General features: G+C 62.1%; 24 protein-coding genes. 18 read left to right on the forward strand and 6 right to left on the reverse strand.

The features are described 5' to 3' along the window. Positions 1 to 30 precede the first annotated feature (30 nt). The 5 genes from ATH90_RS07430 (at position 31) to ATH90_RS07450 (ending at position 2,917) form a co-directional block, all read left to right on the forward strand. Positions 31 to 279, forward strand: coding sequence for a hypothetical protein (locus ATH90_RS07430; protein ID WP_098465965.1), 249 nt, complete (start codon positions 31 to 33; stop codon positions 277 to 279). A 163-nt stretch (positions 280 to 442) separates the two neighbouring features. Further along, on the forward strand, positions 443 to 1,000 hold the full coding sequence (locus tag ATH90_RS07435) for a cytochrome b (protein WP_098465966.1): 558 nt from the start codon (positions 443 to 445) through the stop codon (positions 998 to 1,000). Positions 1,001 to 1,043: 43 nt separating this feature from the next. After that, complete coding sequence (locus tag ATH90_RS07440; RefSeq protein WP_098465967.1) at positions 1,044 to 1,595, forward strand: tetratricopeptide repeat protein; 552 nt, start codon at positions 1,044 to 1,046, stop codon at positions 1,593 to 1,595. Between the two features lie 72 nt (positions 1,596 to 1,667). Then, entirely contained in the window at positions 1,668 to 2,153 is a 486-nt protein-coding gene (locus ATH90_RS07445; protein ID WP_034104260.1) for an RNA polymerase sigma factor, read from the forward strand. Beyond that, positions 2,150 to 2,917, forward strand: a complete 768-nt coding sequence (locus tag ATH90_RS07450; protein WP_098465968.1) for an anti-sigma factor family protein — start codon at positions 2,150 to 2,152, stop codon at positions 2,915 to 2,917. The genes ATH90_RS07445 and ATH90_RS07450 overlap by 4 nt, the downstream gene beginning before the upstream one ends. Here the strand turns inward: ATH90_RS07450 and ATH90_RS07455 are convergent. Further along, complete coding sequence (locus ATH90_RS07455) at positions 2,906 to 3,844, reverse strand: LysR family transcriptional regulator (protein WP_034104143.1); 939 nt, start codon at positions 3,842 to 3,844, stop codon at positions 2,906 to 2,908. The genes ATH90_RS07450 and ATH90_RS07455 overlap by 12 nt on opposite strands. A gap of 157 nt (positions 3,845 to 4,001) precedes the next feature. Between ATH90_RS07455 and ATH90_RS07460 the strand changes: the two genes are divergently transcribed. The 4 genes from ATH90_RS07460 (at position 4,002) to ATH90_RS07475 (ending at position 8,644) form a co-directional block, all read left to right on the forward strand. Then, on the forward strand, positions 4,002 to 5,321 hold the full coding sequence (locus ATH90_RS07460; protein ID WP_098465969.1) for an MFS transporter: 1,320 nt from the start codon (positions 4,002 to 4,004) through the stop codon (positions 5,319 to 5,321). 13 nt (positions 5,322 to 5,334) lie between these two features. Next, positions 5,335 to 6,564, forward strand: coding sequence for a Zn-dependent hydrolase (locus ATH90_RS07465; RefSeq protein ID WP_098465970.1), 1,230 nt, complete (start codon positions 5,335 to 5,337; stop codon positions 6,562 to 6,564). A gap of 11 nt (positions 6,565 to 6,575) precedes the next feature. Next, positions 6,576 to 7,601 (forward strand): histone deacetylase family protein, encoded by a 1,026-nt coding sequence (locus ATH90_RS07470; protein WP_098465971.1) that lies wholly within the window; start codon positions 6,576 to 6,578, stop codon positions 7,599 to 7,601. Positions 7,602 to 7,741: 140 nt separating this feature from the next. Then, positions 7,742 to 8,644: a LysR family transcriptional regulator gene (locus ATH90_RS07475; RefSeq protein ID WP_034104154.1), complete on the forward strand. Its 903-nt coding sequence runs from the start codon at positions 7,742 to 7,744 to the stop codon at positions 8,642 to 8,644. Here the strand turns inward: ATH90_RS07475 and ATH90_RS07480 are convergent. Beyond that, positions 8,636 to 9,394, reverse strand: a complete 759-nt coding sequence (locus tag ATH90_RS07480) for a substrate-binding domain-containing protein (protein ID WP_034104156.1) — start codon at positions 9,392 to 9,394, stop codon at positions 8,636 to 8,638. The genes ATH90_RS07475 and ATH90_RS07480 overlap by 9 nt on opposite strands. Then, a complete protein-coding gene (gene tcuC, locus ATH90_RS07485) occupies positions 9,391 to 10,698 on the reverse strand; it encodes an MFS transporter (RefSeq protein ID WP_034104158.1) in 1,308 nt (435 codons plus the stop codon). Before tcuC ends, ATH90_RS07480 begins: the two co-directional genes overlap by 4 nt. Positions 10,699 to 10,895: 197 nt before the next feature. Between tcuC and ATH90_RS29325 the strand changes: the two genes are divergently transcribed. The 7 genes from ATH90_RS29325 (at position 10,896) to ATH90_RS07520 (ending at position 17,478) form a co-directional block, all read left to right on the forward strand. Next, on the forward strand, positions 10,896 to 11,039 hold the full coding sequence (locus ATH90_RS29325; RefSeq protein ID WP_170041098.1) for a hypothetical protein: 144 nt from the start codon (positions 10,896 to 10,898) through the stop codon (positions 11,037 to 11,039). A 210-nt stretch (positions 11,040 to 11,249) separates the two neighbouring features. Then, entirely contained in the window at positions 11,250 to 11,972 is a 723-nt protein-coding gene (locus ATH90_RS07495) for a GntR family transcriptional regulator (RefSeq protein WP_034104162.1), read from the forward strand. Next, positions 11,969 to 12,757, forward strand: coding sequence for an SDR family oxidoreductase (locus ATH90_RS07500; RefSeq protein WP_034104164.1), 789 nt, complete (start codon positions 11,969 to 11,971; stop codon positions 12,755 to 12,757). Before ATH90_RS07495 ends, ATH90_RS07500 begins: the two co-directional genes overlap by 4 nt. A gap of 67 nt (positions 12,758 to 12,824) precedes the next feature. Then, positions 12,825 to 13,757, forward strand: a complete 933-nt coding sequence (gene kce, locus ATH90_RS07505) for a 3,5-dioxohexanoate:acetyl-CoA acetone transferase (RefSeq protein ID WP_034104166.1) — start codon at positions 12,825 to 12,827, stop codon at positions 13,755 to 13,757. A gap of 65 nt (positions 13,758 to 13,822) precedes the next feature. After that, a complete protein-coding gene (locus ATH90_RS07510) occupies positions 13,823 to 14,701 on the forward strand; it encodes an SMP-30/gluconolactonase/LRE family protein (RefSeq protein WP_034104169.1) in 879 nt (292 codons plus the stop codon). A gap of 73 nt (positions 14,702 to 14,774) precedes the next feature. After that, complete coding sequence (locus ATH90_RS07515) at positions 14,775 to 16,097, forward strand: MFS transporter (protein ID WP_034104171.1); 1,323 nt, start codon at positions 14,775 to 14,777, stop codon at positions 16,095 to 16,097. A 55-nt stretch (positions 16,098 to 16,152) separates the two neighbouring features. Further along, a complete protein-coding gene (locus ATH90_RS07520; RefSeq protein ID WP_034104173.1) occupies positions 16,153 to 17,478 on the forward strand; it encodes an MFS transporter in 1,326 nt (441 codons plus the stop codon). Here ATH90_RS07520 and ATH90_RS29330 read toward each other — a convergent pair. After that, positions 17,433 to 17,609: a hypothetical protein gene (locus tag ATH90_RS29330; RefSeq protein WP_164403686.1), complete on the reverse strand. Its 177-nt coding sequence runs from the start codon at positions 17,607 to 17,609 to the stop codon at positions 17,433 to 17,435. The two genes, ATH90_RS07520 and ATH90_RS29330, sit on opposite strands and share 46 nt — an antisense overlap. Before the next feature lie 129 nt (positions 17,610 to 17,738). On the opposite strand from ATH90_RS29330, the gene ATH90_RS07525 reads away from it, so the two are divergent. Both ATH90_RS07525 and ATH90_RS07530 read left to right on the forward strand, forming a co-directional pair. Then, positions 17,739 to 18,662, forward strand: a complete 924-nt coding sequence (locus ATH90_RS07525) for a LysR substrate-binding domain-containing protein (protein WP_034104176.1) — start codon at positions 17,739 to 17,741, stop codon at positions 18,660 to 18,662. Between the two features lie 55 nt (positions 18,663 to 18,717). Continuing rightward, positions 18,718 to 19,080 carry a 5-carboxymethyl-2-hydroxymuconate Delta-isomerase gene (locus tag ATH90_RS07530; protein WP_034104178.1) on the forward strand — a complete coding sequence of 121 codons (363 nt, stop codon included), beginning with the start codon at positions 18,718 to 18,720 and terminating at the stop codon, positions 19,078 to 19,080. Positions 19,081 to 19,083: 3 nt separating this feature from the next. On the opposite strand, the gene ATH90_RS07535 is transcribed toward ATH90_RS07530, so the two are convergent. Together ATH90_RS07535 and ATH90_RS07540 are read right to left on the reverse strand one after the other, a co-directional pair. Beyond that, the gene (locus ATH90_RS07535) at positions 19,084 to 20,019 is read right to left on the reverse strand and encodes a LysR family transcriptional regulator (protein ID WP_034104180.1); all 936 of its coding nucleotides are present in this window, start codon (positions 20,017 to 20,019) and stop codon (positions 19,084 to 19,086) included. Between the two features lie 137 nt (positions 20,020 to 20,156). Further along, positions 20,157 to 21,344 (reverse strand): cyanate transporter, encoded by a 1,188-nt coding sequence (locus ATH90_RS07540; protein WP_098465973.1) that lies wholly within the window; start codon positions 21,342 to 21,344, stop codon positions 20,157 to 20,159. Positions 21,345 to 22,002: the final 658 nt, after the last annotated feature.

The following is a 22,002-nucleotide window of genomic DNA, read 5'->3' on the forward strand; positions in this document are numbered from 1 at the left end:
GAAATCACTGCACCGCAAAGGAAATGCACCATGAGCACGAACACTAAAAAAACCTCCAGCACGATGGCCTCGTTGGCCGCAGAAACACTCAACAATCCGAATGCCTCGGCGATTGCCAAAAGCCTTGCAGCGTCCGCGTTGGCTCAGAGCGGTACTGACAAACAGACCGGTGCCGTGATGGAAGAGAAGGCGGGCAAGGTCCTAAGGAGCGGTCAATACCGTGAGGAGACTAATTCCCTTGCCGCGTCGGCGCTTTCCCAGGCCAATAAAGAACGCTGAAACCTGCGCCCCGTCATGAAAAAGCCCGGTGGCTGAGCAAGCCACCGGGCTTTTTGGTTTCCGAGCGGTTTATTTTTCGCGGCGCCCTGAAACAAAATTCCATCCCCGGCGAATAACTTTCCCTCCTGCGGTGTTCATCCCACAGACCACCCAGGGAACGCCCATGAACAGCCTATCCGACCGCTACGACCGCCTGACCCGCGCCTTTCACTGGCTGACCGCCGCAGTGGTGGTCTTCATGTTTGCCAGTGCCCATGTCTGGGAAAACCTGGCGAAGGGGACGCCGCTGCGCAAGGGGCTGCAGTCGGTGCATATCTCGTTGGGCATCGCCATGGCGCTGTTGATCGCCGCGCGCCTGCTTTGGCGGCTGTTCGGTGGCAAGCGCCTCAAGGCCGACAGTCACCCAGCGCTTAACCTGCTGGCAAAAATGGCGCATGGTTGCCTGTACCTGTTGTTGCTGGCGCAGATTGCGCTGGGGTTCCTGTATCGCTGGGCCCAGGGCGAGCCGTTCAACTTTTTCGGGCTGTTTTCCGTTCCCGCGCCTTTCGGGGTCGATCATGAGTGGCGGGGCACCCTGGGTGACCTGCACAACGACGTGGCGTGGGCGATTATCGTGCTGGCGGGGCTGCATGCCGGGGCTGCGCTGTGGCATCACTGCGTGATGCGCGACGGCACCTTGCGCCGCATGCTGCCCCGCCCGCGGAGTGCTTGGCAAAAATAACGTTTGCTGCTGTACCACCCTGTCGTTGCGGAGCAATACAACCATGAAGACTCACCCTCCATACCTGCTCAACCCTCACCGCGCGCTGTTGTTCGGTGCCTGCCTGGCGGCCGCGTTGTTGGCCGGGCAGGCACGTGCTTCGGGCGATGAATCGGCACCGCCCAAGCCCAACTGCCCCAAGGGCCAGGTCTGGGATACCAAGACCGGCAAGTGCGTGCTGCAAACCAGCAAGGCCACCTCGGATGCCGACCGCACCGATTACGCCTACCGCCTGGCCAAGGACGGGCGTTACACCGAAGCCCTGGCTCTGCTCGACACCCTGCAAAACCCGAACACCGCCAAGGCCTTGAACTATCGCGGCTACGCCACGCGCAAATTGGGTCGCACCGACGAAGGCATCGGCTACTACCTGCAATCCGTGGCGCTGGACCCCAATTACGCCCAGGTCCGTGAGTACCTCGGTGAAGCCTACGTGATCAAAGGGCGTATAGACCTGGCGCAGGAGCAGTTGCTGAAAATCAAAGCCCTGTGCAGCACCACCTGCGAAGAATATGAAGACCTCGCTGAAGCCATCGCTGCCGCACCACGGGTATGAAACCGGTGATTGAACGAGCAGGGGGCCGCCATCACCAGAGACGCTGAGTTTCGTCGCGAGCTAGGCCTGTTGTTGCCACGTTTATGGCGATACGGGCTGGTGTTGTCGCGGCAAAAGCATCTGGCCGAGGACCTGGTCCAGGCCACCTGTGTGCGCGCATTGGAGCGAACCGGGCAGTTCGCGGCAGGCACGCGGCTGGATCGCTGGTTGCTGGCGATCATGCACTCGATCTGGCTTAACGAACTGCGCTCGCAACGGGTGCGGCAGGGGCAGGGCTTCGTCGATGCTGAGCAAGCCTTGTCGTTCGATGGCGAAAGCCAGGCCCAGGACCAGGTGCTGGCCGCGCAAGTGATCAAGCGCGTCAACGGCCTGCCCGAAGCGCAACGGGAGACGGTGTTTCTGGCGTATGTCGAAGGGCTTTCCTATAAGGAAATTGCCGACGTCCTGCACATACCGGTGGGGACGGTGATGAGTCGGCTGGCGGCCGCACGCGCCAAGCTTGCCGAGGCGCCCCCCTCCAATCACCGAGCGGAAAAAACCAGCGGAGAACGACGATGACCGACCTTAATGCACCGTCCGACGAACTGCTGGTGGCGTATCTGGATGGCGAACTGGACGCTGATCAGTGTCGGTTTGTCGTCGACCAGCTCCACGCTCATCCCGCTGTGGCGGAGCGTCTGGCGGCATTGCAATGCGCTGATATGCCTTTCAAGGCCGCGTTTGAGGGGGTGCTGGATGAGGCTCCCACCGAACGCTTGAACGCAATGCTCAAGGCGCTGCCAGCGAGAGAACCGCCTGCCTTGAGTCGCCGGCGATTCCTGGCGGTGGCGGCGAGCTTTGCGGTGGCCGGCGTCGTTGCCGACCGCCTGTTCATGGCATGGCCCCATGCCGAGTCCGGCCAGGGCTGGCGTGCATCGGTCGCTGAATACATGGCCTTGTACACGCCCCAGACCCTGGAGAATCTAAGCGCCGATCGCGCTGCTCATGTCGCGCAACTGCGTTCTGTTGGCACTCAACTGGGCCTGCCATTGTCCCCAGACGCAGTGAGCCTGCCCGGTGCCGAGTTCCGGCGCGCGCAGATCCTCAACTATGACGGCGTACTGATCGGCCAGTTGACCTACCTGGACCCGCGCCACGGTCCACTGGCGCTGTGCATTACCGCGAGCCAAAAGGGCCCGGCGGGCTTGGCGACTGAGCAGCGGCGGGGGATGAATGTGGTGTATTGGTCCAATGCGTCCCATGGTTTCATGTTGATCGGCAGGAACCCTTTCGACGATTTACAGATCATGGCGCGCAGTGCAGAGGAACGCCTACTGGGCTAACCGTGCCCTGAAGCTATCGATAAACACGCGTTCTGCCCGGCTCATCTTTTGCTCCCGATTCCACAGCAGATAAATGTCCACATCCGCGATGCCTTCATCCGGCGGCAGCCGCCACAGCAAGCCGTTTTTCACATCGTCCGCCACCACATGAATCGGCAAGCAGCCCAGGCCAAACCCGGCGATCACCAGCCGCCGCACTTCTTCCAGGCTGGATGACGACGCCACGATGCGCCCACTGAAGCCCTGTTGGTCGCGAAATATGGTCAGCGGCGAGAGCATCCCGCCGATTTGATCGCTGGTGAAACTCACGAAGTTTTCCGACTGCAAGTCGCCCTCGGCCAGGGCGCTGCGACCAAACAGCGGGTGGTGGCGCCCGCAAAAGAAAGCATAACGTTGGCGCAGGAACAGGTGCTGTTCCAGGCGCGGTTGTGGCCGGCGATTGAGGCTCAGCCCCAGGGTCGCCGTTTTTTCGAGAAGGGCGGCGACGATGTCGGAGCTGCGCATTACCTCGACATCCAGATCCACCCGCGGATGTTCGCGGTGAAAGCCTGCGAGAAAGTCATCGAACAGGTCGGAATTGATGCGACTGATCGTCAGCAAGCGCACTTTGCCAATGACCTCGTCGCCCGGTTTTTGCAGCGCGTTGCTCATCTGCGATACCTGGCCGTACATCTCGCCGGCGATGGCGAAAATCTGTTCGCCAGCTTCGGTGAGCACAAAACGCGGACCACGGCGCACGATAAGTTGGCAATCGAGTTGTTCTTCAAGACGCTTCAGGGCCTGGCTGATCGCCGGTTGGGTCAGGTGCAGGCGGGCGGCGGCGCGACTGATGCTCAACTCCTGGCCGATCACGCGAAAGGTGCGCAGCAGGTTCCAGTCCAGGCGGTCGTTGAGCAGCGGGTGAACGTCGCGGCGAAACTCAGGCATGCTCGGGCTCGATAATAAGCAGGATTTATAATTAGAATAATAAATAGAAAATTGACTAATCATAGCCCCGAGACAAAAAATCCTCCTGACAAGCGCCTTCAGAGCGCACGCGTTTGACCCTTCTCCTGCCAAAAAAATAACCAAAGGAGCCAGCCCCATGAAGCCATCCGCTTCGCCCCAGCCCCGCCGTGCTGCGGCCGCCGCTTTCATCGGCACCATGATCGAGTGGTACGACTTTTACATCTATGCCACCGCCGCCGCGCTGGTATTTGGCCAACTGTTTTTCCCCTCCGAAGACAAGCTGTTCAGCACCATGGCCGCGTTCGGCACGTTTGCCGTGGGCTTCTTCGCGCGGCCGTTGGGCGGCATTGTGTTCGGGCATATCGGCGACCGGATCGGGCGCAAGAAATCCCTGGTGATCACCCTGGTGATGATGGGGGTGGTCACCGTGTGCATCGGCTTGTTGCCGACCTACGCCCAGATCGGCGCCGCGGCACCGGTGCTGCTGATCCTGCTGCGCGTCGTGCAGGGCATTGCCGTCGGCGGCGAGTGGGGCGGGGCGGTGTTGATGGCGGGCGAGCATGCGCCGAAAGGTCGGCGTAACTTCTTTGCATCCTTCGCGCAATTGGGCAGCCCGGCGGGGTTGATCCTGTCGTTGCTCGCCTTCAGTGCGGTCACTCGTTTACCGGAAGACCAATTGCTCAGCTGGGGCTGGCGCGTGCCGTTCCTTGCCAGCGCCTTGCTGTTGGTGGTGGGCCTGGCGATTCGCCTGGGCGTAAATGAGTCGCCTGAATTCCTCGAAGACAAAGCCCTGGCGGAAAAAGCGCGAGCGATCAAGAAAGACCAAGCCCCAGTGATCGAAGTGCTGAAAACCGCCTGGCGCCCGCTGTTGCTGTGCATCGGCGCGAACACCCTGGGCATCGCCGGCGTGTATTTCACCAATACCTTCATGATTGCCTACAGCACTCAGCAATTGGGCTTGCCGCGTTCGTTGATTCTGGAGTGCCTGTTTTTCGTGGCCATCATTCAGTTCTGCGTCCAGCCCCTGGCCGCGTGGGTGGCGGAGAAAGTCGGTGCCACGCGCTTCCTGTGTGCGATGACGGTATTGGCAATGGCGTCGCCTTACCCGATGTTCGTGCTGGTGAGCAGTGGCCAGGCGCCGTTGATCATCCTTGGCATCGCCCTGGCGGTGGTGTGCATGGCCTCCTTTTATGCCGTGATCGCCGGGTTTGTCAGTGGCCTGTTTGAAACCCGCGTGCGCTACACGGCGATCTCCCTGGCGTATCAGGTCTGCGGTGCGCTGGCGGGTGGGCTCACGCCGTTGATCGGCACGTGGCTGGCCCATGAATACCAGGGCCAATGGTGGCCGATGGCAGTGTTCTACAGCCTGATCGCGGCGGTCTCGCTGGTGTGCGTACTGGCGTTGTCGCGCCGCCACGCCATCGCTCACCGTCATGAGATGGCCCATAGTGTTTGATGGAGCGTGTGCAATGTTGAAGATCAATGGCGAGCGCCTGTGGGCCAGCCTGATGGCCATGGCCGAGATTGGCGCCACGGCCCGCGGCGGCAGTTGCCGCCTGGCGCTGAGCGCTGAAGATAAAAGCGGTCGAGAACTGTTCAGCCACTGGTGCGACGCTGCCGGGCTGACGTTGAGCGTGGATGCCATCGGCAATCTGTTCGCTCGGCGTGCCGGCACGGATAAGGACGCGGCACCGGTCATGATCGGCAGCCACCTCGACACCCAACCCGAAGGCGGGCGCTTTGATGGTGTCTACGGTGTACTCGCCGGCCTGGAAGTGATCCGCAGCCTCGACGACCACGGTATCCAGACGCGCAAACCCTTGGAAATCGCCGTATGGACCAACGAGGAGGGCGCGCGTTTCACCCCGGCCATGCTCGGCTCGGCGGTGTTCACCGGCACCCTGGCGCTGGACGAGGCCCTGGCCACGGCCGATGTCAATGGCATCCGCGTGGCCGAGGCATTGCGCGCCACGGGGTATAACGGTTCGCGCCCATTGGGCGGCGCAGTGGATGCGTATTTTGAAGCGCATATCGAGCAGGGCCCGATCCTTGAGGACAATGCCAAGAGCATTGGCGTGGTCACCGGTGGCCAGGCGATTCGCTGGTTGGATGTGCGCGTCGACGGCATGGCCGCCCACGCCGGTACGACGCCGATGGCGTTGCGTAAAGATGCGCTGTATGGCGCCGCGCAAATGATCCAGGCGCTGGAGGCACTGGCGGCGGATTTTGCCCCGCAAGGCCTGACCACCGTCGGCGAATTGAACATCGCCAAATCATCGCGCAATACCATTCCAGGATTGTTGACCTTCACCGTCGACCTGCGTCATCACCGCGACAGCGAGATCGACGCCATGGAGCAACAGGTACGCCAGCGGTTACACGCCATCGCCGAACAGCGTGGCCTGAGCGTGACTGTCAGCCCCCACTGGGTCAGCCCCGCCACGCCATTCGACAGTGAGTGTGTCGCGTGCGTGCAAACCTCGGTGGACGCCCTGGGCTACAGCCAGCAACGCATCGTCAGTGGCGCCGGCCACGATGCCATCCACCTGGCGCGCTACTGTCCGACGGCGATGATCTTTATCCCGTGCGTGGGCGGCCTCAGCCACAACGAGGCCGAAGACGTGTTGCCCGAGGACGTGCGCCAGGGCACCGATGTATTGCTCAACGCCGTGTTGAAACGCGCCGGCCAGGTTCAGTAAGGAGAATTTTAATGCGTACGTTTTTCCACCCCGAACAACTCCTGCACCATCCGCGCAGCTACTACTCCCGTGGGCAGATGCGCACGCCACAGGAAGTCCCGGAGCGCGCCCGCAACCTGTTGCTGGCCGCACAGACCCTGGGCTTCGACATCCAGCAACCGCAGGATTTTGGCCTCGACCCGCTGCTGGCCATCCACGGCGCGCTGTACCTGACCTTCCTCCAGGAAGCCCATCAGCGCTGGAAAGAAATCCCCGAAGAGTGGGGTGACGAAGTCATGTCCAACATCTTCGTACGTGAACCCAACGCCTTGCGCGGCATCCTCGCCCAGGCTGCGCGCTACCTGGCGGACGGCAGTTGCCCCGTTGGCGAGCTCACCTGGCGCTCGGCCTACTGGTCGGCCCAGAGCGCGGTCGCGGCCGCCAGGACTATTCTTGACGGCGCCCCGGCTGCCTACGCACTGTGCCGCCCACCTGGGCATCACGCGCGATACGACGCTGCCGGCGGGTTCTGTTACATCAACAACGCGGCCGTTGCGGCGCAAGCCCTGCGCCAAGGCTTCCAGCGCGTCGCGGTGCTCGACACCGACATGCACCACGGGCAAGGCGTCCAGGAGATCTTCTACGACCGCGACGACGTGCTGTATGTGTCGATCCATGGCGACCCGACCAACTTCTATCCTGGCGTGGCCGGCTTCGCCGAGGAGCGCGGACGTGCGGCGGGTGAAGGCTTCAATCTCAACCTGCCGATGCCCCACGGCGCCAGCGAGGCGGTGTTCTTCGAAAACCTGCAACGGGCCCTGGCGGCGGTGAAAGACTTCTCGGCGGATGTGCTGGTGCTGTCGCTGGGTTTCGATATCTACGAACTGGACCCCCAGAGCAAGGTTGCGGTAACGCGCGATGGGTTTGCGCGTTTGGGCGCGTGCATTCGAGGGCTGGGGCTGCCGTGTGTGATCGTGCAGGAAGGTGGCTATCACCTGGAAACGCTGGACAGCAATGCGCAGGCGTTTTTCAGTAGCCCGCAGGCTTGGCAGAATTAAACCGGCTGCTGTTGCAGGGGGGCTGTCCTGTAAGCAATGGGCGGCAGCGTTATCAGCGTAGTCTGGCTCCGGTACGCATGGCGCCTCATCGGCTCCCATACGATAATGCTCGCCACCCCGACCACTTTGGCCTTCCTACCGTGATCATCAACTTCGACCTCAACGACCTCCAGGCTTTCCGTGCCGTGGTAGACAAGGGCAGTTTCCGTGGTGCCGCCGAGGCCATCCGCATCTCGCAACCGGCCCTGAGCCGGCGGATCGAAAAGCTCGAGACTGCCCTCGACGTCAAGCTGTTCGAGCGCACCACCCGGCGCGTCAGCCTGACCATGGTCGGCCGCGCGTTCCTGCCGCAGGTCGAACGCATGCTCGACGACCTCGACGTGGCGCTGATGGGCATCAGTAACGTCGCGTCCACGCGCATGGGCAATGTCACCATCGCCTGCGTGCCGTCGACCGCGTATTACTTCATGCCCCACGTGATCTCCGAATTCCACAAGCTGTACCCGAAGATTCGCCTGCGGGTGCTGGATGCCAGTGCCGGCGAGGTGTGCAATGCGGTGGAAAGTGGCGAGGCGGATTTTGGCGTGAGTTTCAGCGGCAGCCTGGCCGATGAAGTGGAGTTCGAACTGCTGTTGCAAGAGCGCTATGTACTGGCGTGTCGCCGTGACCACCCGTTGGCCCAACGCGACAGCGTGACCTGGGTCGAGGCCTATGAGCACGACTACATCACCGTCGACAAAACCTCTGGCAACCGTTTCCTGCTCGACCAGGCCTTGCGCGGTGTGCGGGTGAAAAAGCCGAGTATTTGCGAGACGCACCACGTGACCACGATGATCGGGCTGGTGGAGGCGGGGTTGGGGGTCGCGATGGTGCCGTCGATTGCCATGCCCGCCATTGAACACCCGATTCTGGTGAGTGTGCCGCTGGTGGAGCCGCAGGTGATGCGCAATGTGGGCTTGATCAAGCGCCGCGGGCGGACGTTGCCACCGGCGGCGCTGGAGTTGGAGCGGTTAGTGCGGGAGATGCCGTTTCGCTCAGCGTGACACCGAGTCCAGGCCGGTGGATTGCACCACCGGTTGCGCTTCGGGCGAGGCCAGGTAATGCAGCAGCGCCTTGGCCTGCTCCGGGTGCTGGGCGTTGACCGGAATGCCAGCGGCAAAGCGCGTCACCGATTGCACGTCTTCCGGGATCTTGCCGACGTAGGTCACACCCGGCACCGGCAACAATTCCGCCACCTGCTGCAGGCCCACTTCGTAGTCACCCTTGGCGACCTGCTCGGCCACCGGGAGGCGTTCGATCATGGTGCCCTTGGCGGGCATGCCGAGCTTTTTGAACAGCTCTTTCTCGACATACACACCGCTGGCACTGTCCGAATACGCCACGGACTTGGCCTTGCTCAGCACGGCTTTGAGCTCGGCATCAGTCCCGATGGCAGGCTTTGCTGCACCTTCTTTCACTACCAGGCCGATGCGCGAATCCGCGAGCTCCACGCGGGAGGCCGGGTCGACCTTGCCCTGCTTGATCAGCTCATCCAGGGCGTAGCCGACCATGATCACCACGTCGGCATGTTCGCCACGGGCCAGGCGGTTGGGAATCGCTTCCGGCGCCTTGCCCATGGAGGGGCCGAGAATGGTGTCGAGGCTGTCACCGCTTTGCTTGGCGTACTGCGGGCCGAGCAATTTATACGCGGCGGTGAAGCCGCCAGAGGTCATCACTTTGAGCTGTTCGGCCTGGGCCGTCAGCGCCAGCGCGCCGAGGGCCAGGCCCGTCAGGGTCTTGAACAGTGCCTTCATTGCGCGGCCCCCTGCATGACCTGCCCGCGAGCGTTGGCGCGGCGATACAGCGCCAGGGTCGAGCACAACGCGCACAGCGCAGCGAACATCATCCAGTAGGCCGGCGAGGCCTTGTCTTCGGTGATGTGAATGAACCAGGTCGAGATCGCCGGGGTGAAGCCGCCGAAGATCGCGGTCGCCAGGCTGTAGGCCAGGGAGAACCCTGCCACGCGCACTTCCACGGGCATGATCTCGGTAAGCGCCGGGATCATTGCGCCGTTATACATGCCGTAGAGGAAGGAGAACCACAACAGGGTTTCCAGCATATGGCCGAAGCTTGGCGCATTCACCACGTAGGACAGCGCTGGATAAGCGGTGAGGACGGTCAGTGCGGTCATGGCGATCAGCACCGGCTTGCGGCCGAAACGATCACTCAAGGTACCGCCGATCGGCAGCCAGACAAAGTTCGACACCGCCACCAGCAGGGTTACCAGCAGTGCATCGGAAGTGCTCAGTTGCAGCACGGTCTTGCCGAAGGTCGGCGCGTACACAGTGATCAGGTAGAACGCGGTGGTGGTCATCGCCACCATCAGCATGCCGCCAATCACCACGGTCCAGTTTTTCACCAGGGTCGCCAGCACTTCGCGCATGGTCGGCCGATGCTTGCGGTTGGCGAACTCCTCGGTCTCCTGCAGGTTGCGACGCAGGAAGAAGATGAACGGGATGATCACGCAGCCGATGGCAAACGGAATGCGCCAGCCCCAATCGGCCACTACGGCCGGTTCCATCCACACGTTCAGGCCATAACCCAGCGCGGCGGCGACCACGATGGAGATCTGTTGGCTGCCCGATTGCCAACTGGTGTAGAAGCCTTTGCGGCCTGGGGTGGCCATTTCAGACAGGTACACCGACACACCGCCCAGTTCTGCACCGGCAGAGAAGCCCTGCAAAAGGCGGCCCAGCAGCACCAGCAAGGGCGCCCACAGGCCAATAGTGTGATAACCGGGCACCAGCACGATCAGCAGCGTGCCGCTGGCCATGATCGAGAGCGTCACGATCAGCCCTTTGCGACGACCGACGTCATCGATGTAGGCACCCAGGATGATCGCGCCCAACGGACGCATCAGGAAGCCTGCGCCGAATACGGCGAAGGTCATCATTAATGACGCAAACTCATTAGCGGCAGGGAAGAACGCGGCAGCGATGTAGGTGGCGTAGAAACCGAACAGAAAGAAGTCGAACTGTTCGAGGAAGTTGCCCGAAGTAACGCGGAATACCGCACCCACTTTCGAACGGGCAGAGTCGGGCCGGGAAGGGCTAGTCATGGTTTTGTGTCTCCAGCGTTCTTTTTAAAGTGCTTGTTTCGCCTAAGACTTCGAATAGTGGCTGACACATTTAGAAATGATAAGTGACAAATTTGGATAGATTGATGTTCATTGGCTATCAATCGGCGGTGCAGTCCAAAATGTCTTCGCTGTTCTATGCTTGCAAAGTGACCAATTCTTACGGATGGGAGGTGGCAATGGCTGACCAACACACACCGCAGGACGCACCGGAGCGCGAGCGACCCCGGCGGCAGGAGGAAGAAAAACCGCAGACCTGGAAGCATCCCGATGACGGGACGGAGCTGTCCGAGCGCGACCAGAAACGTCCGCTCAAGCCCTGACCTCAAGCTCAACACCACCCCACTGTGGGAGCGGGCTTGCCCGCGAATGCGGTGTGTCAGTCAACCAATGTGTCGGCTGATCCACTGCTTTCGCGGGCAAGCCCGCTCCCACAATTGTTGTGCGCGCGCATCCGTCTGGGAAACTATTTGACATATTTGATTTGTGATCACATATTGAGGCCATAAGAACGACAACACAGGTTTTGCCTCATGACAGATGGTCCGCTCCTCCTGCCTACCCTGCGCCAGGTGTCCCGCGATACCTTGCAAGACCAGGTCTATCGCCAGATCCGCGAAGCGCTGATGAGTGGGCGCTTCCAGCCCGGCCAGAAACTCACCATCCGCGGCCTTGCCGAAGCACTGGGTTCCAGCCCCATGCCGGTGCGCGAAGCGCTGCAGCGCCTCAGCGCCGAAAACGCTTTTGAAGTCACCGAAACCTCTCGACTGCGCGTGCGCCTGATGACGGTCGAACGTCTGCGCGAAATCCGTGATGCACGGGTCGCACTCGAAGGTTTGCTGGCGGAAAAAGCCGTGCTGCGCCTGCAAAAAGCCGACCTCGATGAAATCACCGACCTGTGCCAGCAGATGCAGCACGCCGCTGACGAAGTCGACGTGTCCCGCTACCTGTGGACCAACTTTGCCTTCCACCGGCGCATCTACGCCGTGGCCCAAGCCGAATTGACCATGGCCGCCGTGGAAAACTTCTGGCTGCACATGGGCCCGTGCTTTGCGCTGGTCGCCCCGGATAAAGCTCACCTGCAACGCTCGATGGAGGCGCACACGCGCATCGTTGAAGCGCTGGCTGCCCGTGATGGCGCCGGCGCACGCGCCGCGGTGACCGATGACATCATGCAGGCCGCCGACTCCCTGGCGCGCCTGCTCGTCAAGAACGACCGTACGCGGTCGTCTGCTTCAGGAGGTAAACGTGCATGAGTGTCCTACAACGGTTGCAGCCCTATCCTGGGTTACGTGTGTTGATTTCCGGCGGGGCTGCCGGCATCGGTGAAGTGCTGGCGGCGGCGTATCTGGAAGCCGGTGCCCAGGTGCATGTGTGTGATGTGAGCGAGCCGGCCCTGGCCGCGTTTCGCGACAAATACCCAGGCACCGTCGCCACCCGTGCCGACGTCAGCGATGCCGCGCAGATCGAGGCGGTGTTCAAGGTGCAGCACGAGCATTTCGGTGGCCTCGATGTGCTGGTCAACAACGCCGGGATTGCCGGGCCCACCGGCGGCATTGACGCGATCAGCGACGCGGAGTGGCAAGCCACCATCACGGTCAATCTCACCGCGCAATACCGGTTTGCCCACCACGCGGTGCCGATGCTCAAGGCATCGTCCCACGGCCATCTGCTGCATATCGCCTCGGTGGCGGGGCGCTTGGGCTACGCGTGGCGCACGCCGTATGCGGCGACCAAATGGGCGATTGTCGGCTTGATGAAGTCCTTGGCGTCGGAGTTGGGCGAGAGTGATATTCGCGTCAACGCCTTGTTGCCCGGCATCGTCGAAGGCCCGCGCATGGACGGCGTGATTCGCGCCCGTGCCGAACAGGTCGGCGTACCCGAAGCCGAGATGCGCCAGGAATACCTCAACAAGATTTCCCTCAAGCGCATGGTCACCGCCGAAGACGTGGCAGCCATGGCTCTGTTCCTCTGTTCGCCCGCCGCGCGCAACGTGACCGGCCAGGCGATCAGCGTCGACGGTAACGTCGAGTACCTGTAAGTCACGCAAGACCACATCGCGCTGTACCCAGGATTTTTTTCATAAGAATAAAAGCCGGAGATTCGTCATGCCCAAAAATCGTCCTGTCATCATCACCTGTGCCGTTACCGGTGCGATCCATACGCCGTCGATGTCGCCGCATCTGCCCATCACCGCGCAGGAAATTGCCGATGCCGCGATCGGTGCCGCCGAAGCCGGCGCCGCGATCGTCCACTTGCATGCCCGCGACCCGATTGACGGCCGTCCCAGCCAGGACCCGGCCTTGTTCGCCGAATTCCTGCCGCACATCAAGGCCGCCAGCGACGTGGTGATCAACATCACCACCGGTGGCGCACCGACCATGGGCGTGGAAGAGCGCCTGCAACCGGTGATGCAGTTCAAGCCGGAATTGGCCTCGCTGAACATGGGCTCGATGAACTTCGGCCTGTACGAAATGCTCAACCGCTTTACCGAGTTCAAGCACGACTGGGAGCGGCCATACCTGGAAGACAGTGACGACCGGATCTTCCGTAACACCTTCCGCGACATCACTCACATCCTCAATTCGTGCGCCGAGAACCGCACGCGTTTCGAGATCGAGTGCTACGACATCGGCCACCTGTACACCGCCGCGCACTTCCTGGAGCGCGGCCTGCTCAAGCCGCCGTTGTTCATCCAGTCGGTGTTCGGCCTGCGCGGCGGTATCGGCGGCCACCCGGAAGACCTGGCGCACATGCGTCGCACCGCCGACCGCCTGTTCGGCGACGACTATGTGTGGTCGATCCTCGGCGCCGGGCGTGGGCAGATTCCGCTGGCGACCATGGGCCTGTCGATGGGCAGCAACGCCCGTGTCGGCCTGGAAGATTCGCTGTGGGATGGCCCGGGTAAGCTGGCCGCGTCGAACGCCGACCAGGTACGGCGCATTCGCACGGTGATCGAAGCCCTCGGCCACCGGGTTGCCACGCCGGATGAAGCGCGGGAAATCCTCGGGCTCAAGGGGCGCGACCAGGTCAATTTCTAACCCGACAAACTGCCGCGTCAAGGCGCGGCCTGCATCCCGCACAACAACAATAAGGGGATCACACCATGCGTATCGAAGTGCTTGTCGACGTCAAGACCACCCTGGGCGAAGGCCCGGTGTGGGACGTCGAGCAACAACGCTTGTATTGGATCGACAGCGCCGACGGCCGCATCCTGCGCTGCACCGACGACGGCCGCGAACTGCGTGCGTGGGAGGTGGGCCAGAAGATCGGCTCCATGGCCCTGCGCCAGGCGGGCGAGTCGGCGATTGTCGCGCTGCAGAATGGCGTGCACACGCTCGACCTCGACAGCGGAGAGCTCGACCTGGTCATTGACCCGGAACCGCACCTGCCCGACAACCGCCTCAACGATGGCAAGGTCGACCGCCAGGGCCGCTTCATCTTCGGCTCCATGGACACGCAGGAAGACCACGCCAGCGCCAAGCTCTACCGCCTGGACGCCGACTTGAGCCTGCACACCCTGGACGAAGGCATCATTGTGTCCAACGGCCCGTGCTGGAGCCCGTCGGGAGAGACCTTCTACTTTTGCGACACCTGGTCCGGCGATATCTGGGCCTACGACTATGACCTCGCCACCGGCCATGTGAGCAACCGCCGCACCTTTGCCAAGGTCGATACCGCTGGCGGTGGCGCCGCCGACGGCTGCACCGTGGATGCCGAAGGCTGTCTGTGGCAAGCCTTGGTCTACGCCGGAAAACTGGTGCGCTACACCCCGGATGGCCAGGTCGACCGCATCATCCAGATGCCGGTGAAGAAGGTCACCAGCCTGACGTTTGGCGGGCCAAACCTGGACACCCTGTTTGTGACTTCCATGGCCAAGCCGCCACTGCCGCGTTTTCCGGCGGACGGCCAGCAGCGCGGAGCGCTGTTCGCCATTACCGGGTTGGGCGTGCAAGGAATAGCCGAGCGACGATTCGCCAGCTAGCGCGTGTGTGTGACAAGGCATATTCCTTCGCAACCTTGTGTCAGTGCGCGCCCTCGCGCGCCTGGAGAGGCCCATGGCAACTATAAAAAAAGCGTCGCTGCGCAGCATTCACCGGCATTCCTGGGTATCGCTGCTGGTCTGCTGGATGATCTGGATCCTCAACGCCTACGACCGTGAGATCGTGTTGCGCCTGGGGCCGACCATCTCCAAGCATTTCGATTTGTCCGCAGACCAATGGGGCACCGTCGCCACGGTGGTCATGCTGGCGCTGGCCCTGCTGGATATCCCCGGCTCGATGTGGAGCGACCGTTACGGTGGCGGCTGGAAACGGGCGCGCTTCCAGGTGCCGCTGGTACTGGGCTATACGGCGATCTCGTTCCTGTCCGGCTTCAAGGCGTTGAGCGGCAACCTTGCCACCTTTATTGCACTGCGTGTGGGCGTCAACCTCGGCGCCGGCTGGGGCGAGCCCGTGGGGGTGAGCAACACCGCCGAATGGTGGCCAGTGGAACGTCGCGGGTTTGCCCTGGGCGCGCACCACACCGGCTACCCGATTGGCGCCATGCTCAGTGGCATCGTCGCGAGTTTTGTCATCACGGTGTTTGGTGAGGAGAACTGGCGCTACGTGTTCTTCTTCGCCTTCGTGGTGGCGCTGCCGCTGATGATCTTCTGGGCGCGTTATTCGACCGCCGAACGCATCACCGCGCTGTACGTCGACATCGCCGCCAAAGGCATGACCCCTCCGGACAACGCCCCGGCCAGTTCGGTAAAAGGCGAGGCCTGGCGGACCTTTGTCGCGACCTTGCGCAACCGTAATATCGCCCTGACAGCGGGCAATACGATGCTCACCCAGGTGGTGTACATGGGCGTGAACATCGTGCTGCCGGCGTACCTCTACAACATCGCCGGGCTGTCGCTGGCCGAGTCGGCGGGGATGAGCGTGGTGTTCACCCTCACCGGCATTCTCGGGCAACTGGTGTGGCCGTCGCTGTCGGACATCATCGGCCGGCGCACCACCCTGATCATCTGTGGGCTATGGATGGCGGCGAGTGTCGGCGCGTTCTACTTCGCCAACACCCTGACATTGATCATCGTCGTGCAACTGCTGTTCGGCCTGGTGGCCAATGCGGTGTGGCCGATCTACTACGCGGTGGCCTGCGACTCGGCCGAGCCGTCGGCGACCTCCACCGCCAACGGCATCATCACCACGGCAATGTTCATCGGCGGCGGCCTGGCGCCGGTGCTGATGGGCAGCCTGATCGCCATGGGCGGCGGCTGGACCACGCTGCACGGCTACACCGTGTGTTTCTTCGTGATGGCCGGCTGCGCTTTGGGCGGCGCGCTGCTGCAACTGTTTTCCCATCGCCCCCAGGCGCTGGTTGTGCAACTCGACTCCTAGAACAACACCGATGCGCCCCCCAGCCCGGCTGGCGGGGCGCCAAGAGGAATTGCCGATGACTACCGCCACCCACGCCCGCGAGCCGCAGGCGTTGAACAAACTGATGTTCGTCAAGCTGATGCCCTTGCTGATCATCGCCTACATCCTGAGCTTCCTGGACCGCACCAACATCGCCCTGGCCAAGCATCACCTGGACGTCGACCTGGGCATTTCCGCCGCGGCCTACGGGTTGGGCGCGGGGCTGTTTTTCCTCACCTATGCGCTGTCGGAAATCCCCAGCAACCTGATCATGCACAAGGTCGGCGCACGGTTCTGGATTGCGCGGATCATGGTGACCTGGGGCCTGATCTCGGCGGCCATGGCCTTTGTACAGGGCGAGACTTCGTTCTACGTGCTGCGCCTGTTGCTGGGCATCGCCGAGGCCGGTCTGTTTCCCGGCGTGATGCTGTACCTGACCTACTGGTTCAACCGTGAACAACGGGCGCGCGCCACCGGGTACTTCCTGCTCGGGGTGTGCTTCGCCAACATCATCGGCGGCCCGGTGGGTGCCGCCTTGATGCGCATGGACGGTATGCTCGGCTGGCACGGCTGGCAGTGGATGTTCCTGCTGGAAGGCTTGCCCGCCGTGGCGTTTGCCTGGGTGGTGTGGCGCAAGTTGCCCGACCGCCCGAGCAAGGCCCCCTGGCTGTCGGCCGAGGAAGCACGAGGGATTGAACAGCGCATCGCCCTGGAAACCGAAGAGGGCGCAGGCGAGGGCGGTCACTCGTTGAAAAACTGGCTGACCCCACAAATCCTGCTGGCGATCTTTGTGTACTTTTGCCATCAGATCACCATTTACACCGTGATCTTTTTCCTGCCGAGCATCATCAGCAAGTACGGCGAGCTGAGCACCATGAGCGTTGGCCTGCTGACCTCCTTGCCGTGGATCGCGGCGGCACTGGGTGCGGTACTGATCCCGCGATTTGCCACAACGCCGGGACGCTGTCGTCGCCTGTTGATCACGGGGCTGCTGACCATGGCGCTGGGCCTGGCGATTGCCTCGGTGTCGGGGCCGGTGTTCAGCCTGCTGGGTTTTTGCCTGTCGGCGGTGATGTTCTTTGTGGTGCAGTCGATCATTTTTCTGTACCCGGCCTCGCGTCTCAAGGGCGTGGCGCTGGCGGGCGGGTTGGGTTTCGTCAACGCTTGCGGGCTGTTGGGCGGGTTTGTCGGGCCTTCGGTAATGGGCGCGATCGAGATGAGCACCGGCAATGCGATGAACGGCTTGAAAGTCATTGCGCTGGTGCTGGTAGTGGCCGCCCTGGCCGCGTTGCGTCTGCGCCAAGGCCAGGAGGAGGCTCAGACCAGCAGCGAAGTCGGAAACCCGGAAGCCAGCACCAGGTAGGCCACGACCGCCGCCAGGCATAACCCGACAAAAACGCGCAGCAGTGTCCTGGCGGTGGGGTGAGCGATGTACTTGATGGCCCAGAGCAAACACCCGCCGAGCAGGATGCTGAGGGCAAGGATGACCAGCACGGTGGAATTCCTGCGACCTGTGAGAGCTGTTTTATAGTCGCAAAGCCGCTGGATGAACAGTGCGCACATAGACGCAGGCCCCCGCGCTTTCTAAACTGCGGCTTGTCTTGGGCAAAGGGGCAGGCGCCGATGAATCGCAATGAATTACGCAAGGCCGACATCAACCTGATGGTGGTGTTCGAAGCTCTGATGCTTGAGCGCAACGTGACGCGGGTGGCGGAGAAGCTGTTTCTTGGCCAGCCGACTATCAGTTCGGCCCTCAATCGTCTGCGCACGCTGTTCAACGACCCGCTGTTCATTCGCGTGGGCCACCGCATGGAGCCGACGGCACGCGCCGAGGAAATCATCCAGCACCTGTCGCCGGCCCTTGATTCGTTATCGTCGGCCTTGAGCCTCACCCACGATTTCGACCCCTCCATCAGCACCATGACCTTTCGCATCGGCTTGTCCGATGACGTTGAATTCGGCCTGTTGCCGCCATTGCTGCGCGCCTTGCGCCAGGAAGCGCCGCAAGTCGTGTTCGTGGTGCAGCATGTGGACTACTGGCGTATTCCCGACCTGTTGGCTTCCGGCGATATCACTGTCGGCATTACCCAGACCCGTGGCTTGCCGGCGAATGCCAAGCGCAAGCTGCTGCGCCATATCCGCCCGCGCTTGCTGCGCGCCGATGCCTCGGACACACCGCTGACCCTCGATGAATATTGCTCGCGCCCCCATGTGCTGGTGTCCCACACCGCCAACGTGGCCGGGTTTGCCGATGAGTGGCTGGCGGAAATCGGCCGCAAACGCCACGTGGTGCTGTCGGTGCCGCAATACAGCGCGCTGCCGGCCTTGCTGGCCGGCACTGACTTGATCGCCAGCTTGCCGGACTACACCGCCGAGGCGATGGCGGTGTCGGGCCAACTGTTCTGCGAGCCGTTTCCGTTCGAGACGCCGACCCTGGACTTGTCCATGGTCTGGCTGAGCCATGTGGACACCGACCCTGCCGAGCGTTGGGTACGCTCACGGCTGGAGGCGTTTATGAGTGATCGAGGGTTGGCGAACAAGGCCTGAGGCTTTTATCCGTGGTATATCTAGGAATCTTCCTACGAAAACCTCGGAGCCATCCATGCCGCACCTGCACTTGGAATACACCGCCAACCTTACCGGCCTGGCCGTCGAGAAGACCTTGTTGCGGCTCAATAACGTGCTGATGGTGTCCGGGCAGTTCGCTTCCGAGTTCGATATCAAAAGCCGTGCGGTCAAGGTCGAGAGCTTTCAGGTTGGTACTTCCCTGAACCCGCGCGGGTTTATCGCAGTGAAGCTGTCACTGCTCAGTGGGCGGTCACCGCAGGTCAAGGAGCAATTGTCGCAAAGCCTGCTGGCGGCGCTACAGGACCTCGGGGATTGGCCGGAGGGTGTCCAAGTCCAACTGAGTGTCCAACTGGTAGACATGGATCGTGATTCCTACAGCAAAGTCGCCATCGGCTGACGCTTAAAGCAGGCCCTGATCGGCGCAGACTTTCACCACCTGCTCACGAAACCAGGTATTGGCACTGTCCTGTTCACTGGTTTCGTTCCACTGCATCTCCAGCGTGAATCCCGGCAAGCCATTGGGCGCCTCGCAGTGGCCAAACACTGTCGCCGGCGCCAGCAGCTTGTGCACGCGACGCGGCAGGGTGACGATAAAGTCGGTGCCGGTAATCATCTTCAAGGCTGCGCTGTAGCTGTTGGCGCGGGCGATCACCTGGCGCTTGTGAGCCTGGCGCGCCAGCCAGCCATCGATCATGTTGGTGTCGGAGGTCCACGGCGTGGGGAACACATGGCGCCGCTCGACAAACGATTGCAGGCTGAAGGCCGGCTCCCGCGGTGCCGAGCGCTTGTCGAAGACGCACACCAGGTCGTCCTCTAGCAGCATCTGGGTGCGGAAGTCTTTGTGGGCGCGGTGGAAGTTGGGGCCGAAGCAGATCACCAGGTCGAGGCGATTTTCACGCAGGTCATCGGCGGGGATGTCGGTTTCCAGTTTTCGCACATTGACGATCACCGGCAGGTCGGCGCGGTCGAAGTGCTTCAACAGGCGCGGCAGGATCAGCTGTTCGAAGTATTCCGGCGCGCAGACATTAAAGGTCACGGCTTTCTGGGTTGGGTCGAAAGCCTGGCCACCCGCGTGGCAGAGGTTGATGCTTTCGAGGATTTTCTGCACATGGCCATACATCGTGGTGGCCTTGTACGTCGGCCGCATGCCCGCCCGGGTATTGATGAACAGCTCGTCTTCGAAGCTGGTGCGCAGCTTCTTCAGGCTGTAGCTCACGGTGGACTGGCTGACGAACAGCGTTTCGGACACCTCGGTAACGCTGCTCTGGTCGTAGACGGCGATAAACACCATCAAGTCCTGCATGTCGAGCTTTCTGAGCAAGTTACTGTTTAGCATCCATTCCGTCCGGTAAGCCTTGGCACTGAAACAGTGCGCGACAAGGGCAAAAGCTTAACGGAACGAACGTACCATTAGAAAGCTCTGTAGGGCGTTTCTATGTTTGGTGTGAGACAAATACTGTTTGCAACACGACGTCAGCCAATGTGCCGTGCGTAATGCCGAGGGTTGAAGCGCGTGACGATCACTAGCATCACCACGATCACCGCTGTCAGCGACCACCAGGCCCATTCGAAGCTGCCCAGTTGGTCGCGGATCATCCCGGCGATCAAGGGCGACAGCCCGGCAATCAGGTAGCCGATACCTTGCACAAACGCGGTGAGGCCGCCGGCGCGGCGTGGGTTGTCGAGGTGGTCGAGGGACAGGATCAGGCTCATCGGGAACAAGCCACCGATGCCCAGGCCCAGCAGGCAGGGCCACAATAAGCTGAGGTGGTGCGGGCTGAGAATCAAGCCGCAGAAACCCAGGATGATCATCACCAGCAGCACGGCCACCACACCGCGTTTATCCTGGCGACGGTTGGCGATGGCGGGTGTGATCAAGCCGGACACCACTTCCATGGCCGTCAAGAAGCCCAGCAGCAACCCTGCGTTCTGTTCGCTCCAGCCTTGCTCCACGTAGTAGGGCGCCAGCCAGGCCAGCACGCAGGTGTAGGAGGCAGTGCCGAGGCCGAAAAAGACCGCCAGCAACCAGGCGCGGCCGTTAGCGAAAAACGACGCCTGAGGGCCGCGCGCGGCTTGGGGCATCGGCGGCAGCACGCAGCGTTGCGCATGCCAGGACACCAAGGCCAGCACTGCGAGCACGGCCCAGATCGCCAGGCCGATGCGCCAACTGCCGGTCTGCACCTGCACGAAGGGTGAAAACGACGCGGCCATTGCCGCACCGCCCATGATCGCGGTGACGTACAGGCCCATGAACAGCGACACATTATCGCTGAACCGCGCTTTGATCAGCGCCGGCATCAATGCCTGGATCATCGCAATCCCCACGCCGGCGGCGATGGCGCTGACGATCAACTCCAGCGCCGAATCGAGGAACAGCCGTGACAGCGTGGCCATGCCAATCACCACCAGTGACACCACGATGCTGCGGTGCTCGCCAAAGCGCTTGGCCAGGCCCATGCCAAGGAACATCGCCGCGCCCATGGCCATCACCGGCAACATGGTCAGTAGGGCTGCGCTGCTGAAGCTCAAGGCCACCTCCGCGCGGATCGATGACAACAACGGGCCGACGGCAGCCATCGATGGGCGCAGGTTGAGGGCGACCAGCACGACGCTGATCATCAGCCAAAGGGCGGTGGTGGGTTTGGTGTGGACGGTTTCCATGGTGCGGCCTTGAATGAACGAGGGGCAATCAGGCCATGGGTGGGGGAGTGGGGCAAATGAGAAAGTCGCAGGTGCTATTGAAAAATTGCGGGTTGGTTGACACAACGCCGATCCAATGGGGGAGCTGGCTTGCCCACAAAGGCGGCCTGACAGCCAACCCCTATCTGCCTGTCACCTCGCGATCCAAAAATGTGGGAGCGGGCTTGCTCGCGAAGGCGGCCCCGCAGCCAACCACCCTCTAACTGTCACCCCGCGCTCCAACTGTGGGAGCGGGCTTGCCCGCGAAGGCGGCCTGACAGCCGACCACTCTCTGCCTGACACCTCGCGATTCAAAAATGTGTGAGCGGGCTTGCCCGCGAAGGCGGCCTGACAGCCGACCACTCTCTCCCTGACACCCCACGATCTAAAAATGTGGGAGCGGGCTTGCCCGCGAAGGCGGCCTGACAGCCAACCACTCTCTTCCTGACACCCCGCGATCCAACTGTGGGAGCGGGCTTGCCCGCGAAGGCGGCCTGACAGCCGACCTGGATGTTGGATCAGACCGGGGACATATCCGTTATTCAGGTAACGGCTGCTATGGGTTCCGCTCTTACAGCGGCTCACTTTTGAACAGCGCAAAAGTAAGCAAAACGCTCTTGCCCCAACACTCGGCACCTCG

Source organism: Pseudomonas lurida (genome assembly GCF_002563895.1).
In the GTDB taxonomy this organism is placed as follows: Bacteria; Pseudomonadota; Gammaproteobacteria; order Pseudomonadales; family Pseudomonadaceae; genus Aquipseudomonas; species Aquipseudomonas lurida.

Coding starts and splice junctions, on each gene's coding strand:
- ATH90_RS07430 (WP_098465965.1), top strand. CDS start 31: ATGAGCACGAACACTAAAAAAACCTCCAGCACGATGGCCTCGTTGGCC.
- ATH90_RS07450 (WP_098465968.1), top strand. CDS start 2,150: ATGACCGACCTTAATGCACCGTCCGACGAACTGCTGGTGGCGTATCTG.
- ATH90_RS07455 (WP_034104143.1), bottom strand. CDS start 3,844: ATGCCTGAGTTTCGCCGCGACGTTCACCCGCTGCTCAACGACCGCCTG.
- ATH90_RS07530 (WP_034104178.1), top strand. CDS start 18,718: ATGCCGCACCTGCACTTGGAATACACCGCCAACCTTACCGGCCTGGCC.
- ATH90_RS07480 (WP_034104156.1), bottom strand. CDS start 9,394: ATGAAGGCACTGTTCAAGACCCTGACGGGCCTGGCCCTCGGCGCGCTG.
- ATH90_RS07525 (WP_034104176.1), top strand. CDS start 17,739: ATGAATCGCAATGAATTACGCAAGGCCGACATCAACCTGATGGTGGTG.
- ATH90_RS07540 (WP_098465973.1), bottom strand. CDS start 21,344: ATGGAAACCGTCCACACCAAACCCACCACCGCCCTTTGGCTGATGATC.
- ATH90_RS07440 (WP_098465967.1), top strand. CDS start 1,044: ATGAAGACTCACCCTCCATACCTGCTCAACCCTCACCGCGCGCTGTTG.
- ATH90_RS07520 (WP_034104173.1), top strand. CDS start 16,153: ATGACTACCGCCACCCACGCCCGCGAGCCGCAGGCGTTGAACAAACTG.
- ATH90_RS07435 (WP_098465966.1), top strand. CDS start 443: ATGAACAGCCTATCCGACCGCTACGACCGCCTGACCCGCGCCTTTCAC.
- kce (WP_034104166.1), top strand. CDS start 12,825: ATGCCCAAAAATCGTCCTGTCATCATCACCTGTGCCGTTACCGGTGCG.
- ATH90_RS07495 (WP_034104162.1), top strand. CDS start 11,250: ATGACAGATGGTCCGCTCCTCCTGCCTACCCTGCGCCAGGTGTCCCGC.
- ATH90_RS07465 (WP_098465970.1), top strand. CDS start 5,335: ATGTTGAAGATCAATGGCGAGCGCCTGTGGGCCAGCCTGATGGCCATG.
- ATH90_RS07500 (WP_034104164.1), top strand. CDS start 11,969: ATGAGTGTCCTACAACGGTTGCAGCCCTATCCTGGGTTACGTGTGTTG.
- tcuC (WP_034104158.1), bottom strand. CDS start 10,698: ATGACTAGCCCTTCCCGGCCCGACTCTGCCCGTTCGAAAGTGGGTGCG.
- ATH90_RS29325 (WP_170041098.1), top strand. CDS start 10,896: ATGGCTGACCAACACACACCGCAGGACGCACCGGAGCGCGAGCGACCC.
- ATH90_RS07510 (WP_034104169.1), top strand. CDS start 13,823: ATGCGTATCGAAGTGCTTGTCGACGTCAAGACCACCCTGGGCGAAGGC.
- ATH90_RS07470 (WP_098465971.1), top strand. CDS start 6,576: ATGCGTACGTTTTTCCACCCCGAACAACTCCTGCACCATCCGCGCAGC.
- ATH90_RS07460 (WP_098465969.1), top strand. CDS start 4,002: ATGAAGCCATCCGCTTCGCCCCAGCCCCGCCGTGCTGCGGCCGCCGCT.
- ATH90_RS07515 (WP_034104171.1), top strand. CDS start 14,775: ATGGCAACTATAAAAAAAGCGTCGCTGCGCAGCATTCACCGGCATTCC.
- ATH90_RS07535 (WP_034104180.1), bottom strand. CDS start 20,019: ATGCTAAACAGTAACTTGCTCAGAAAGCTCGACATGCAGGACTTGATG.